Here is a 15,216-nt window from a genome sequence, read left to right as displayed (position 1 = left end):
AGTCACCAGCCCAGCCAGAGCCGCAGGGCCGCCAGCGGCCGGCGCAGCAGATAAAGCGCCAGCACCGTGCGCCGCCCCTCCAGCTTGGCCGTGCCGCGCAACCCGACGCGCAGCCTTTGCTTGTCGTCTGCGCTATCGGCAATGAAACGGCCCGTCAGGCGATAGGCCATGGTCCCTTCCGGGGTGGGGGCCGCGCGGTATCCGGCACGCAGCAGCGTGGCCGACAGCGGCGCCGCAGGGTCGATATTGAGAAAGAAGGAGATGCGGGCCCCTGGCTCCAGGGTGATGGCGTCCCCGACGCCCAGATGGATCTCCAGTTCGACCGCCGCCGGATCGGCCACGGTCAGGATGCGCTCGCCCAGCGAAACGGGCCGCCCGGCCCAGTCGTCGGGATTGTCATAGATGGCGATGCCGGCCTTGGGCGCCGTCAGCCGGCCGCGACCGAGCGTCTCTTCCAGGAATGCGGCCTCCGCCACCGCCTGTTCCCGGCGTGATGCCAGGATGGCCAGGCTGGCCTTGGCCCTTTCGTCGAACACGGCCTGCTGCTGCGCCTGGCGCTGTTCGGCGTCGGCCACGGCCAGCGCCTGACGCGCCACCTCCAGCCGGCTTTCCAGTTCGCGCGCATCCATCTGCACGAGCGGCTGGCCCTCCGTCACGGGCTCGTTCGGCTGCACCAGGATGCCCTCGACCACCCCGGCGATGGGCGCACGCAGCACGGCCGGATGCAGGGGCACGATCTCTGCCGGGGCCAGCACGGACTGGCGCACGGGGAACAGCAGCAGCAGCAGGGCCGCACCCGCGATCATGGCCAGACGCTTCCTGTCCTTGATCCAGCGCCACCGCCGCGCCGTGCGGCGCGTCAGCGCGTGCCAGGCATGGCCATAGGCATCGCCCAGCAGGTCCAGCAACTGCCGGTCCGGCTCCATGAACGGCTCGTCGCGGGCCAGCAGCAACAGGCCGACAGGCTTCGCCTGCTCCCCACCAGCCGGCGGAAACAGGGGCAGCAGCAGCGCATGGGCCGGCAGGTGTTCAGCCCAGGCCGCCCCCTCCTCCGCGGGCAGGTCGTCGGCGTCCAGCAGCCGCGGACCGCGCTTGGCGTCAACCACCCATTGCGCCATAAGGCGCCCCAGCCAGCGGTTGAAGGGCGCATCCTCGTCCGGAATGGCCAGCCCCGACATGGCCTGGATACCGCCGGTATCGGCCCGCCACAGCACGGCCTGGCGATAGGGCACCAGGGCATGCGTCTCGTTCACCATCAGGAAGGCCAGCTCGGCCGCCGTCGCCGCAGCACGCACCCGGCGTTCCATCTGCACCAGCCCGGCCAGCGCCGTAAGCTGGCGGTCCCGGGGGTCCGTGGCTGTCATGGCGTTCCACCCGCACCGGGCGGGCGCAGGGCAACCGATCCGCTCATGCCGGGCCGCAGGGCCATCACATCGCCCTTGATGCGGCCATAGACGCGCACGGACTGGCTGACGGGATCGACCTGGCCCGACAGCCGCGTCACCTCCGCCTCATGGACGCCCCCCGTCTCGTCCACCTTCAAACGGAAGGCATGGCCGGGCTTCAGCCAGGCGATCCAGGCCGACGGCACGATCATTTCCACATCGAAGGCGCCGGCATCATAGATGGCGACCAGCGGCGCTCCTTCCGCCGCGAAGGCGTAGCGCTGGGCTTCCACCCCGGCCATGCGGCCATCATAGGGGGCCGCGATGACACAGCGGCGAACCATCACGTCGGCCAGGGCCAGTTCGGCCTTGGCTTCCGCCTCGGCACTTTCGGCGGTCGCGAGTTCCAGCATGCTGATGGAGTTGAGCTGGTCCAGCTTGCCCGACACCTCCCGCCGGCGGGCGGCAGCCTGGGCGGCGGCGGCGGCCTGGTCGCGCCGGGCGCGCTGGGCGGCGCAATCGAACACGATCAGCCGGTCGCCGCGGCGGAAGGCCTCGCCATCGCGGAACGGCAGTTCCAGGATCTTGCCGCCCATCTCCGCCGACAGGACAGCATGATGGCGCGGCCTGACCTGGGCCCTGATTTCCGCCGGTGTGGACAGCGATTCCAGGCCCGGCGCCGGTGGCGATGTCTGCGCCAAGACCGGGCCGGCGGCCATCGCAAGGGCACCGGTGAAAACGCGGATAAGGATGGAAAGGCCGGATGGACGGCGCTGCACTATGGCGTTCCCCTGTTCCTGCAACGATATGACGGCGCCTTTATAGCACCACAACGTTGAATGGCATCCATCTCCGATGCCGCATGGACACCGATTTATGAGGGTCCGCTGGCATCAGGGGGCGATGGCGCGCAGCACGATCTCGACATCGTCCGGGCCGGTCAGGGTCAGGGTCCCGTCCTCGTCCATACCATGGCGCTCGACAGCACCCAGCGCCGACAGGAAGGCCTGTTCGCGGTGCATGATGTCCGGCAGACAGGCCATCATGGTGCCGGCCATGGACCGGCCATTGATGGACAGTCCGTCTGCATCGGCGCGGTATCGCGACAGGAAGCGGTTGCAGCCGGACCGGCCCGCCACCGTGCCATCCGGCATGAAAGTGATGGTCAGGCTTTCCGGCTGTGCCAGGGCCTCGCCATTCAGGCTGGTCACCCGCCATTCCCCGCGCTGCAGCACGGCCACCGTGTCACCGCCGCAACCGTCATAGCGCTGTTCGCCTTTGACCACGGCCACCTTGTCGGGGAACGGCACGCCGCTGCGCCGGTCCAGGCACAGGCCGGGTGTCACTGTCACCTTCAGATCGACATCGCCCAGCCGCGCGGCATAACGGTAGCCGTCGGCCAGCAATTGCCGCTCGGGCAGGTGAATGCGGGCGATCTCCGTCGTTTCGGCACCGATGCGCACAAGCTGCAGACGATCCCCCGCGATGCGCAGGGTCCAGGCCGGGCCATAGCCGTGCGCCTCATAGCTGGAACCGTCCCCCTCATCCTCGCCGATCATCTGCAGGCAGCGCGGATAGACGGTGTCGCCCAGGGTCAGCCGCGCCTCCCGCCCCTTGTTCCAGAATTCCAGCGGCTGGCCCGCGGCATCGCCGGTATAGCGGGCGCCGGAAGCCGAGAGGGACTGGGTCAGGCGATGGGTGGCGCCGTCCAAATGCAGTTCCATGGCATCGCCCGCGAACCGCGCCGTCACCTCATGCTCCCCGCACTGGAAGCCGATGGCCGGGGCCGCTGCGGTATCCGCCTCCTCCATGGACACACGGGTCAGCATCAGCACGCCCAGATTGGCCAGCGTCTCGCCCGGATCGATGACATGCGCGCTCTGGATGGACCAGAGCGGACGGCCGCGCTCATCATGGATCACGGCGCGCACCGCATAGCGCCGTCCCGCCTTCAGACTGACGGCCGCCGCCGTCAGGCGGAAGCGCAGCGGCACCTGCTGCCCGGCCAGATCGATGCGCTGCCGGGCCAGGGTGGGGGCATCGGGATCGGCCTGGTCCGGTTCGGTCAGCGTCACCAGAAGGGTGGCACCCGGCGGCAGGGCGATCCGCTCGCGATAAGTCAATTCGCCGATGATGGTGATCAACGGGCGCGCGACCGAGGAAGTCGGGGTCTGGGCGACGGCCGGGTCGAAACAGGATGGAAGCAGGATCAGCCCCGCCATCAGCCACCAGCGAACCCGCCGAACCATACGCGCCCCATCTTCCGCCCGAGACGATCCGCACCTGCGCGGGTGCCGATCATGCATTTATCCGGGGCCGCCTGCCAATCACGAAATGCGGGACGGGGCCGGTGGCGGAGGGCTGGCGGGGCGTCTGACCGGCTGGCGGTTGCCGGGATTTGCGGCTTTGTATCTGAATACGTATGCGTCGCAACGCAGCAATATTCTGCATACGTATTTTCGCGCTCTCCGTTTTTCTGCAATGAAACTAAATTCGGTTGTGCAGCGGGGCCATGAGGAACAAGGGCTGGCCCTGGCGCTGCCGGCGATGGCGCCGGCGATCGGCCAAAGGGTGTGGATGGTGCCACGGGTACACCGCCCCGGTCGGGTCGCCTGCGTCCGCCCGTCTTGGTTGTTGTGTTTTCCGCGGGTTTGGATCAGGTCCGGTGCCGGAAGGGGCAGCGGGCCAATGGCGGGGCATGGGCTTCCAAGGGCCGGCGCGGAACCGGCCGGCAATGAAGCGATGCCCCGAACGGGGTCAACAAGAACAATGGCGTCGGTGACGCGCGTTGATGGGGAGTGAGAGGAATGTCCAAGGTTAATCCAATGCGTTTCGCGTTGCTGGCGACCGTTGCCGGCGCCGCCATGTTGCAGGCCGGCACCGCCGGTGCGGCCGATGCCGGGGACAGCATCGTCGCCCAGCGCACCGACGCCCGGCAGGTGGCCCAGGCCGCCCCCGCCGCAACCGGTTCGGCCGGTGGCGAGATGCTGGAGGAGATCATCGTCAGCGGCTTCCGCCAGTCCCTGCAGGCATCGCTGGAACAGAAGCGCAATGCCACGCAGGTCGTGGAAGTGATCACGGCGGAGGATATCGGCAAGCTGCCCGACAATTCCATCGCGGAAAGCATCGCCCGCCTGCCCGGCATCGCCGCCCAGCGCATCGATGGCCGCGCACAATCCATCAGCCTGCGCGGCCTGGGGCCGGACTTCACCACCACGCTGCTGAACGGGCGCGAGCAGGTGACCACGGGCAACAACCGTTCGGTGGAATTCGACCAGTACCCGGCCGAAATCTCCAGCGGCGTGGCCGTCTACAAGACCTCGCAATCCAATGTGATCGGCCAGGGCCTGGCCGGCACCGTCGACCTGAAGACCATCCGGCCGCTGGATTACAAGGAGCGCGTCGTCGCCCTGTCGGCCCGCACCGAATATGTCACCAACGGCAAGCTGAACGGTGACAGCGACGAGTATGGCTACCGTTTCTCCGGTACCTATGTCGACCGGTTCGCCAATGACACGCTGGGCGTGTCGCTGGGCGTGTCGCACCTGATGCAGCCGACCCAGATCAAGTCGACGCGCTTCTGGGGTGACGGCAACTATCCCATCCCCAATGGAGACCTGCCGGTCAGCGACACCAACCCCTACATCATCGGCGGGGCAGAGGTGCGCGCCAATTCCCAGACGCTGAAGCGCACGGGTCTGGTCGCGACGGTGCAGTACGAGCCGACGGACAATTTCGTCACCACGCTGGACTTCTATTATTCCAAGTTCGATGACATCCAGTATCAGCGCGGGATCGAGATGCCGCTGTTCTGGTCGGCGGCGCAAGTGGGGCCCAACCCGACCGTGCAGGATGGCCTGGTCACGGGCGGCACCTTCTCCGACGTCAAGGGCGTCGGCCGCAGCGACATCCGCGAAACCAAGGCCGACCTCTATTCCGCGGGCTGGAACGGGCAGTATAGCAAGGACGGGTGGACCGTGACCGGCGATGTGGGCTACAGCGCCGCCGATCGTAAATCCTCCCGCTTCGAGGCCTATTTCGGCACGGGCCGCGCCGGCACCGGCGCCACCGACACGCTGGGCTTCACCTCCACCCCCAATGATTTCGGCTGGCAGTTCACCCACGGCCTGAACTATGCCGACCCGAACCTGATGCTGCTGACCGATCCGGGCGGCTGGTCGGGCGGGGCGCTGAAGAAGCAGGGCGCGGACGGGGTCCTTTACGATCTGGACCAGAACGGCTACCTGAACACCCCGACCATCAAGGACGAGCTGTGGTCGGCCCGGCTGGACGTGACGCGCGAGATCGAATCCGAGGCGTTCAGCGCCGTTACGCTCGGCGTGAACTATACCGACCGCACGAAGGATTACACGCAGCCGGAATGGTACGTCGTCACGACGGCCAATTTCCAGAACCCGGCCAACCAGGGTTCCATCACCATCCCGTCCACCGCGCTGCTGCGGCCGACCAAGCTGGGCTTCAGCGGGCTTGGCGACACCATTGCCTTCGACCCGCGCAAGCTGCTGGCCGACGGCACCTATACGCTGATGAAGTGCGAGCGGGCCAACTGCATCAACGACCTCGCCTATTCGATCGACGAGAAGGTGTGGACCGGTTTCGCCAAGATCGATCTGGATGCACAGCTCGGCAACGTCACCCTGACCGGCAATATCGGGGCGCAGTATATCCGCACCGAACAATCCTCCACCGGTCCCAGCATCACCACGGAAAACAACGTCACAAGCTTCAAGATCTATACCGCCGGGGCGAAGTACAACAACTTCCTGCCCAGCGCGAACCTGATCTTCACCATGCCCGACCCGGACCACAAGGTACGACTGGCCGCGTCCCGTCAGATGGCACGCGCCCGGCCCGACCAACTGTCGGCCCTGTCGACCTACAGCTACAACCCGGCGCAGGCGCAGAACCCCGATATCGACTATTCGCCCTGGAGTGCCGGCGGCGACAATAACGGCAACCCGACACTGAAGCCCTGGGTCGCCGATGCCGTGGATGCCACCTATGAATATTACTTCGCCGACGCGGGTTATCTGGCCATCAACACCTATTACAAGTGGCTGAAGACTTATATCTACAAGGAGAAGACGGTGATGGACTTCACCGGCTTCCCCGTGGACGGACCGGAGCCGGTGCTTCGCCAGGGCTATTCGGAACGCCCCTCCAACGGCAATGGCGGCGACATCTATGGCGTTGAATTCGCCCTGGCATTGCCGTTCGATCTGGTCAGCGAGGCGCTGGACGGGTTCGGCATGACGGGTAATGTCGGCTACACCAAGACCACCATCACCCCCGACCCCAGCCAACCGTCCCAGCCCATTCCCGGCTTCTCCAAATATACCGCCCAGGGCACGCTCTATTACGACAAGGACGGTTTCCAGGCCCGCGTGTCGGCCAATTACCGGTCCAAGTTCCTGGCCGAGGTCACGGGCTTCGGACAAAGCCGGTCGCTGCGCATGGGCAAGGGCGAAACCATCATGGACGCCCAGGTCTCATACGAGTTCCAGGAAGGGTCGAGCCTGAAGGGCCTGACCATCATGCTCCAGGGCTACAACCTGACCAACGAACCGTTCATCGCCTATGGCCGGGGTGATACCCGTCTGGTGGAACGGTACGAGGATTACGGTTCGCGCTATCTGCTGGGCGCCTCCTACAAGTTCTGATCCCGCCTCCCTCTGCCCCCTGCCGGCCCGCCGGCGGGGGCTTTCTTTCACATGGCTGGGGGCCACTCCCCTGCCATGGCCGCTGTCAGGCCTATCCGGCGGGGCTTGATATTCACCTGATCAGAACGAGTTTCCTTCGGCCAACGGAGGAACCCCATGCATTGCCCCGAATGTGAGAAGATCAAGGCGCTCGTTCATCCCCTCAACCGTCTGTTGCTGGCCCCGCCCATGGCCCACACGCGGATGAAAATACTGGATGTCGCACGGCGCCGATGCCTGACAATCATGGAGATGGATGATCCTGCTTGTCTGGATATCCGCCTGGCGCGCAGCGATATGGCTGCTTTCCTGACGGATGCCAATGGCGTCCTGTCCCAGGAAGAGACGGAGCATTGCCGCGCCCTGCTGCTGGAGGACGATAAAGAACCCACCATCTCTGATTACATGTCGACACGGACATTACGCTGGTTGATCGCTGCGGTGAAGGGGCAGTGGCTGGTCACCATGCTGGAGCAGGACAGGCTGTTCTCCATGCTGCAACCCATCTGCCGGCCCGACGGCAGCCTCTTCGGTTACGAAGCCTTGCTGCGGGGACGGGAGGAGAATGGCGACATCGTCTCGGCGGGTTCCCTGTTCACCGTGGCGGCCGACACGCAACTCATGTTCACGCTGGATTTAGCGGCGCGACGGCAGGCCATCACGGCCTTTGCCAGACGGCGTGCGCGGGGGATGAAGCTGTTTGTGAATTTCAACCCCTCCAGCATCTATGATCCCGCCTATTGTCTGCGAACAACCCATACATTCGTGCGGGATATGGGCCTGAACCCTGCCGACATTGTGTTCGAGGTGACCGAAACAACGGAAGTGAAGGATCAGGCGCATCTGCGCGGCATCCTGGCCTTCTACCGGCAAGCGGGCTTCCGTGTCGCGCTGGACGATATCGGCGCCGGCTTCTCCGGACTGAACATGTTGCAGGAGTTGCGGCCCGACTACGTGAAGATCGACATGGCCCTGATCCGCGACATCGATCAGGATCATTACAAGCAGAGCATTGTTCGTCATCTGGTCGGCATTGCCAACGACACCGGCGCCCGCATCGTTGCCGAAGGGATCGAAACGGATACCGAGCGGGCCTGGGTGGCGGATGCCGGTGTGGACCTGATGCAGGGATACTTGCTGGGAAGGCCGGCGGCAGCCTGACGGGCTGGTCGTTGCGCATAGGAAGCCAAACCATCCGGGGCCAGACATCATGCGCAAACCCATTCGCACCATCGTGATCGTCGGCGGCGGCACGGCCGGCTGGATGTCGGCGGCGGCCCTGGCCCGGGTGGCCGGCAAGACCCACCGGCTGCATCTGGTGGAGTCCGAGGAGATCGGCACCGTCGGGGTGGGCGAAGCCACGATCCCGCCGCTGGTCACCTTCAACCGTGTGCTGGGCATCAATGAGGATGATTTCCTGCGCGAGACGCAGGGCACGATCAAGCTGGGGATCGAGTTCAAGGACTGGTGGCGCCGGGGGCATCGCTATATGCACGCCTTCGGCGCCATCGGCCGGCCCCTGGGACTGACCCCCTTCCACCAGTTCTGGCTGCGCGCCCGGGCACTGGGTCTGGACGGGGATTGGGAGCAGTATGTGCCCAATACGGTCGCGGCCCGCGCCCTGCGCTATGGCCGGCAGCAGCGGCCGCGCACCCCGCTGGAGCCGCTGACCCACGCCTTTCATTTCGATGCCGGGCTCTATGCCGCCCTTCTGCGCCGCCATGCCACGGCGCAGGGCGTGAAACGCACGGAGGGCCGGATTCGCCGAACCGTGCTGAACGCCTTCGACGGGCATGTGGAAGCGGTGGAGATGGAGGATGGCAGCCGCGTGGCGGGCGACCTGTTCATCGACTGTTCCGGCTTTCGTGGATTGCTGATCGAACAGGCGCTGGGCACGGGGTTCGAGGACTGGTCCCACTGGCTGCCCTGCGACCGGGCCTGGGCCGTGCCCTGTGCCAATGGCGGCGACTTCACGCCCTATACAAGGTCCACGGCGCAGGGTGCGGGCTGGCAATGGCGCATCCCCCTGCAGCATCGCACGGGCAACGGCCATGTCTATGCCAGCCGCTATATGGGCGATGACGAGGCGGCATCCATCCTGATGGGGAACCTGGATGGAGAGGGGCTGGCCGAGCCACGGCTGCTGCGCTTCACCGCCGGGCGGCGCCGGCAGATGTGGAACCGCAATGTCGTGGCCATCGGGCTTGCCGGCGGCTTCCTGGAACCGCTGGAAAGCACCTCCATCCATCTGGTGCAATCGGCCATCTCCCGGTTGCTGACCATGTTGCCGAACGAAGGGATCGATGCGGAGGAGGTGGCGGATTTCAATGAGAAATCCCGGCTGGAATATGAGCGCATCCGCGACTTCATCATCCTGCATTACAAGGCCACGGAACGCGACGACACCCCCTTCTGGCGCGATTGCCGCCATATGGCCGTACCGGACGAGCTTGCCCGCCGGATGCGGCATTTCCAGGCCCATGGCCGGGTCAGCCGGCTTTACGACGAGCTTTTCCTGGAGGTGAGCTGGGTACAGGTTTTCCTGGGCCAGGGGGTCCTGCCTCGAGGCTACAACCCCCTGGCCGACCAGTTGACCGAGAAGGAACTGGTCGCGTTCCTGGCGGAGGTAAGGGCCATGATCGGGCATGAGCTTTCGGCCCTGCCCACCCATGCGGATTTCATTGCCGGCATCGCGGGCGCGGTTTTCTAGACAGGCCCGTGTACGCTCCTGGTGGGCGCACGTCAAAGCCGCCGATTGGCGGCGCCCGGCGCGTGACACCACCGGAAACCCGGCGGGCTCCCATCCGCCGGGCCGGCCCGGCCGCTGCCCTTTGCGGCCGGGTCCTTGCTCCCTCAAGGGAAACTGCCCCGGCCGGCGGGCCCGCCGGCCGGGTCTTTGTACCGACCTGTTGTAATTAGCACGATCGTTCGTTATCTTCCGGGAAGCGAACAAGCGATCGGACATGCCATGACGGCCGGCAGCACCATTGCCAGTCTCCACACCCAGCCCGGCGGGCACGCCGCTTCCCCCGAACAGGCGGCCCCGGAACAGCCGGTCACCATTCCCTGTCCGGACGGGCGGGAACTGGCCGGCCGGCTTTTCACGCCGCCGCACGGGCCGCCGGCCATGGCATTGGTACTTCATGGCGCCACGGGCGTGCCGCGCGACTATTATGCCCGCTTCGCCGCCTGGCTGGCTGGCCGGCGGCAGGCGGCGATACTGATCTATGACTACCGTGATTGCGGCCATTCGGCCCGCGGGCCCGTGCGGCTGGCACAGGCCAGCATGGCGGACTGGGCCGTCATCGACCAGGGGGCGGCCCTGGACTTCCTGTTCGACCGCCATCCCGGTCTGCCGGTGGAGGTGATGGGCCATTCGCTGGGCGGCATGGGCCTGCCGTTCCACGCCAAGGCCGACCGGGTGCGCCGCCTGACGAGCGTGGCCACGGGGCCCGCGCACTGGCGGCGTCACCCGAGCCATTTCATCGGCAAGGCCATGGCCTTCTGGTTCGTGCTGGGGCCGCTGGCCACAGCACTTCTGGGCTACATGCCGGGACGCATCCTGGGACAGGGCGCCGACCTGCCGGCCAACGCCTTCTGGCAATGGCGGCGCTGGTGTACCTCACGCGGGTTCTATCGCCGGGACTGGGGACGCCACCTGCCACAGCCCGACCTGGGCCGGATGACGGGCACCGTCCGGCTGATCGCGATCGAGGATGATCCCATGATCCCGCCCGCGGTCGTGCGCGACCATGCTGCCTTCTTCCCGGCCGCGACCGTGGAACATGCCGTCATCCCCGTGGCCGCCGCGGGTGTTTCGGCCATCGGGCATCTGCGCATCTTTTCGGAACGCTGCAGCAGCGCCTGGCCATTGCTGGCCGGTTCCGACTGAACCCGGCCGCCCCCCATGAGGGGGGGGGCCGGCCGGGGCCCCCGTCAAACCAGGATCGGCGCCCCATCGGCCAATGCCGCCAGGCCATCGGCTGTGACGCGCAGATGGCGCAGATTGCCCGGCGGGCCATTCAGGCTGGCTGCGGCCAGGACGTACCCATCGACATCCCACTGCGCCAGCCGCCAGTCGCCGGCCCGCTCCAGCCATTCCTCGTGTATCGCCATGACGGGGGACGTATCCGGTCCTGCCGCCGGGGTGACGGTGAAGCCCGTCAACTCCTGGGACAGGCCACGGCCCGTGGCCTTGATCACGGATTCCTTGAGGTTCCAGATGCGCATGAAGCGCGCGCGCTTGGCATCCTCCGCCTCCTCGCTGCCGATCTGTGCCACCTCGGCGGCGGAGAACCAGCGGTCGGCGATATCCAGTTCGATCGTGCGCCGCGGGTTGATCGGCTCGATATCCACGCCGACCTCTCCCTGCGCCGCCACGGCGACGGCCACCATGCCGCGCGTGTGCGACAGGTTGAACGACGCCCCGCCGCGCACCAGCGCCGGCTTGCCATAGGGCCCGGCATTGAAGGCCAGCGACCCCGCCGCGCGCCCCGTCCATGCCGACAGGAACAGCCGCGTCAGCCCGTGGGCCGCGATGTAGGCATTGCGGTCGGCATCGAAATGCAGGCGTGCGGCCTGCTCACGCTCCGCCTCATCCAGCGTATTGACCAGCGGCGCCAGTTCCCGGGGGCCCAACTCCTCCACGGCCAGAGTGACCACGATGACGTCATGTCGCCAGTCGCCACGCATGGCAAAACCGTCTCGCATCCGATCCCCCAAACTGTCAGAAGGGGCGGATCATAGGGCGGAAATAACGCTTTGGTAAGGAAAGAAGCCCCGACGAACGAAGGGGGCCGCCCCGCGAATCCTTCAGGTCGGGCAGGGCAGGCGCCAGACAAGGGCCCGGCTGCGATCAGCACCAGCATCCGACCGGCATCGGCACAAACCGATACAAAATGCGAAATCCCTACAATCATACGGCCCGATTCTTGCCGGGATCAGGATTCTGGCGCGCCGCATGACTAAAGGCTTTCGCCGCTTCCCGGCCCCAAGCATTATCGAGCCCTTGCGGCAACGGGCCCGGTCGGGCGGGGACCCCGGGTTGCATTGGTGGGGGCAAGGCATGGGTTTGTGGCGGGGAAAGATGGCACGCCTGGTGGCGGCCATTGCGTTGGTGCTGTTGCCGGTTCTGGCGCCGGCGACGGCTTTGGCCGATGCGGTCGATCAGACCAAGGGTGACTGGAAGGACAAGTTCCGGCAGCTCGACGTGGACCTGCCCACCGCCAACACCTATCGCACGGCGTCCGGCGCACCCGGCCATGAATATTGGCAGCAGCGGGCCGACTACAGCATCGATGTCCGGCTGGAGGTGGGGGCCAAGCGGCTGACGGCGCGCCAGACGGTGCGCTACCACAACAACTCGCCCGATACGCTGCGCTATCTGTGGCTCCAGCTCGACCAGAACATCTACAAGGAAGGCTCCATCGCCGAGCTGACGCGCACCAGCAGCCCCGGCCGGGACGGCGGCGACCAGATCAGCTACGATCAGCTTGCCCGCGCCCAGGCACTGAAGGACATCCGGTACGGGGTGGAGATCGCCGCCGTCACGGACGAGGGCGGACGGCCCCTGCCCTACAGGGTGGTCGACACGATGATGCGCATCGACCTGCCCCGCCCGCTGGCGCCGGGCGCCAGCTACGGCTTCAAGGTGGAATGGGCGCACAATATCATCAACGAGTTGGTGGTCGGCGGCCGCAGCGGCTATGAGCGGTTCGAGAACGGAACGGAGCTGTTCTTCATCGCCCAATGGTTCCCGCGCATGGCGGCCTACACCGACTATGCCGGCTGGCAGCACAAGGCCTTTCTGGGGCGCGGGGAATTTACGCTGGAGTTCGGCGACTACGACGTGTCGGTAACGGTGCCGGCCGACCATATCGTCAGTGCCTCGGGTGAATTGCAGAATGCTGGCGATGTGCTGACATCGGCCCAGCGCGACCGGCTGGCCCGCGCCGCCCGGTCCGATCAGCCGATCTTCATCGTGACGCCGGATGAGGCGCTGGCCAACGAGAAGGAAACCGACCGGGCGATGAAGACCTGGCGGTTCAAGGCCCGCAACGTGCGCGATTTCGCCTTTGCCAGTTCCAACAAGTTCATCTGGGACGCGATGGGGGTGAAGCAGGACAATCCCGACCAGCCGACGGTGCTGGCCATGTCCTTCTACCCGAACGAGGCGGAGCCGCTCTGGTCGAAATACTCGACCTGGGCCGTGGCGCATACGATCCAGGTCTACAACAAATATTCCTTCCCCTATCCCTATCCCACGGCCCAGTCCGTGAACACCTGGGAAAGCGGGGGCATGGAATATCCCATGATCACCTTCAACGGCTACCGCCCAAGTATCGACGCGAAGACGGGCCGGCGCACCTATTCGGCCAATGCCAAATATGGCCTGATCGGGGTGGTCATCCATGAGGTGGGCCACATCTATTTCCCCATGGTCGTCAATTCCGACGAGCGGCAATGGACCTGGATGGACGAGGGGTTGAACACCTTCCTCCAGAATGTGGCGCATCTGGAATGGGAGGAGAATTTCGGCGCCCACCGCCGCAACCCCAACCTGCCGGCCGGCATCACCAGCTACATGGTCAGCCAGGGACAGGTGCCGATCATGACGCAGTCGGACAGCGCCTTGCAATTCGGCCCCAACGCCTATGCCAAGCCGGCCACGGCCCTGACCATCCTGCGCGAGACGGTGATGGGCCGCGACCTGTTCGACCATGCCTTCCGCGAATATGCCCGGCGCTGGAAGTTCAAGCGCCCCACCCCGGCCGATTTCTTCCGCACCATGGAGGATGCATCCGGCGTGGATCTCGACTGGTTCTGGCGCGGCTGGTTCTACACGACCGACCATGTCGATATCGACCTGGCCTCGGTGCGCGAATACCGCATTTCCACGGGCAATCCCGATATCGAAAAGCCGCTGGACCGCGAGCGGGCCGGGCGGGAGGTGCGAGAGCCGCTGGGCCAGACCCGCAATCGCGAGCAGGGGCTGCGGACCCTGCTGGAGCGCCGGCCCGAACTGGCGGATTTCTACAACGAGAACGATCCGTTCACGCCCAGCAACAAGGACCGCAACCGTTTCAGCGACCTGCTGGAAGGGTTGGAGCCCTGGGAACGCGAAGCCCTTGCCCGCGCGGAGAAGGATGGCGACTGGGTCTATTTCATCGATTTCGTGAACAAGGGCGGTCTGGTCATGCCGCTGCCGCTCCAGATCACCTATGCCGACGGAACGGGGGAATTCCTGATGATCCCGGCTGAAATCTGGCGCTATGACAGCAAGGCGGTGACCCGGATGCTGATCCGGCCCAAGCAGGTGGTGGGCATCGAACTGGACCCGCGGCAGGAAATCGCCGATGCCGACCCGTCGAACAATGCCTATCCGCGCCGGATCGCGGCCTCACGCCTGGAACTGTACAAGGCCAAGCGTGACGAGCAGGACATGATGGCCGACATGCTGGTGGAACTGAAGGCCGGCAAGGACGCGCAGGGAACGGAGGGGGAGGAGCGGCAGGTGCCGCTGGCCCCCGCGGGCCAGCAGCCGTGACCGCCCACCTCCTGCCCCGCCGCCGCCTGCTTGCCATCGCCATGGCCGCCGCCGGTAGCACCATCGGGACCGCATCGCCCGGTCTGGCCCATCGCGCCAAATCGGTGCTAACCCTTGTGCGCTGGAATGCGGGCGCCGGCCTGCTGGAGGTGGACCACGCCCTGCACGCCCATGATGGCGAAATGGCGCTGAACCGGATCGTGAAGGTGGCCACACCCGACCTGTCACAGGTGAGGGACCAGGCGCGGCTGGCGCTCTATACGGAGGCGCGCTTCACGCTGACACCGCCGGACGCCGCGTCGCTGACCCTGCGCCTTATCGGGGCGGAACTGGCCGGTGACGATCTGCATGTCTATCAGGATGTGTCGCTGCCGGCGCCGCCGGCCCGCCTGCGGGTCCGCAACACCATCCTGCGCGATGTCTTCCGCACCCAGGTCAACCAGGTGAATTTCGATATGGGCGGCGGTGATCCGTCCCGGATCCGCACCCTTACCTTCATCGGCGCGGACACGGACAAGGACGTCATATTCTGACATTCCGGACCGTTTCCGGCGCGCACCCACCC

Annotated in this window: 10 protein-coding genes; 6 read left to right on the top strand and 4 right to left on the bottom strand. The window is 66.1% G+C overall.

Going from position 1 to position 15,216, the window contains the following annotated elements; genetic code table 11:
* Positions 1 to 2 precede the first annotated feature (2 nt).
* The 3 genes from ABC728_RS01940 to ABC728_RS01930 form a co-directional block, all read right to left on the bottom strand.
* On the bottom strand, positions 3 to 1,364 hold the full coding sequence (locus tag ABC728_RS01940) for an efflux RND transporter periplasmic adaptor subunit (RefSeq protein WP_416618563.1): 1,362 nt from the start codon (positions 1,362 to 1,364) through the stop codon (positions 3 to 5).
* Positions 1,361 to 2,164, bottom strand: a complete 804-nt coding sequence (locus tag ABC728_RS01935) for an efflux RND transporter periplasmic adaptor subunit (protein ID WP_416618564.1) — start codon at positions 2,162 to 2,164, stop codon at positions 1,361 to 1,363. Before ABC728_RS01935 ends, ABC728_RS01940 begins: the two co-directional genes overlap by 4 nt.
* A gap of 114 nt (positions 2,165 to 2,278) precedes the next feature.
* Positions 2,279 to 3,634, bottom strand: a complete 1,356-nt coding sequence (locus tag ABC728_RS01930; protein ID WP_416618565.1) for an META domain-containing protein — start codon at positions 3,632 to 3,634, stop codon at positions 2,279 to 2,281.
* Between the two features lie 576 nt (positions 3,635 to 4,210).
* Here ABC728_RS01930 and ABC728_RS01925 point away from each other — a divergent pair.
* The 4 genes from ABC728_RS01925 (at position 4,211) to ABC728_RS01910 (ending at position 10,997) form a co-directional block, all read left to right on the top strand.
* Positions 4,211 to 7,066 carry a TonB-dependent receptor gene (locus ABC728_RS01925; protein ID WP_416618566.1) on the top strand — a complete coding sequence of 952 codons (2,856 nt, stop codon included), beginning with the start codon at positions 4,211 to 4,213 and terminating at the stop codon, positions 7,064 to 7,066.
* A gap of 156 nt (positions 7,067 to 7,222) precedes the next feature.
* Entirely contained in the window at positions 7,223 to 8,266 is a 1,044-nt protein-coding gene (locus ABC728_RS01920) for an EAL domain-containing protein (RefSeq protein WP_416618567.1), read from the top strand.
* A gap of 49 nt (positions 8,267 to 8,315) precedes the next feature.
* The gene (locus ABC728_RS01915; RefSeq protein ID WP_416618568.1) at positions 8,316 to 9,815 is read left to right on the top strand and encodes a tryptophan halogenase family protein; all 1,500 of its coding nucleotides are present in this window, start codon (positions 8,316 to 8,318) and stop codon (positions 9,813 to 9,815) included.
* A gap of 258 nt (positions 9,816 to 10,073) precedes the next feature.
* Positions 10,074 to 10,997 (top strand): alpha/beta hydrolase family protein, encoded by a 924-nt coding sequence (locus tag ABC728_RS01910; RefSeq protein ID WP_416618569.1) that lies wholly within the window; start codon positions 10,074 to 10,076, stop codon positions 10,995 to 10,997.
* 44 nt (positions 10,998 to 11,041) lie between these two features.
* On the opposite strand, the gene ABC728_RS01905 is transcribed toward ABC728_RS01910, so the two are convergent.
* Positions 11,042 to 11,815, bottom strand: a complete 774-nt coding sequence (locus ABC728_RS01905; RefSeq protein ID WP_416618570.1) for a 4'-phosphopantetheinyl transferase family protein — start codon at positions 11,813 to 11,815, stop codon at positions 11,042 to 11,044.
* A gap of 376 nt (positions 11,816 to 12,191) precedes the next feature.
* Here ABC728_RS01905 and ABC728_RS01900 point away from each other — a divergent pair, with 376 nt between their 5' ends.
* Both ABC728_RS01900 and ABC728_RS01895 read left to right on the top strand, forming a co-directional pair.
* Positions 12,192 to 14,651 carry a M1 family metallopeptidase gene (locus tag ABC728_RS01900; RefSeq protein WP_445376309.1) on the top strand — a complete coding sequence of 820 codons (2,460 nt, stop codon included), beginning with the start codon at positions 12,192 to 12,194 and terminating at the stop codon, positions 14,649 to 14,651.
* Positions 14,648 to 15,184 carry a DUF6702 family protein gene (locus ABC728_RS01895; protein ID WP_416618572.1) on the top strand — a complete coding sequence of 179 codons (537 nt, stop codon included), beginning with the start codon at positions 14,648 to 14,650 and terminating at the stop codon, positions 15,182 to 15,184. Before ABC728_RS01900 ends, ABC728_RS01895 begins: the two co-directional genes overlap by 4 nt.
* Positions 15,185 to 15,216 lie beyond the last annotated feature (32 nt).

Source organism: Niveispirillum fermenti (genome assembly GCF_052474395.1).
Note: the sequence above shows the minus strand (reverse complement) of the source record. Positions and strands in the feature narration are given on the sequence as shown.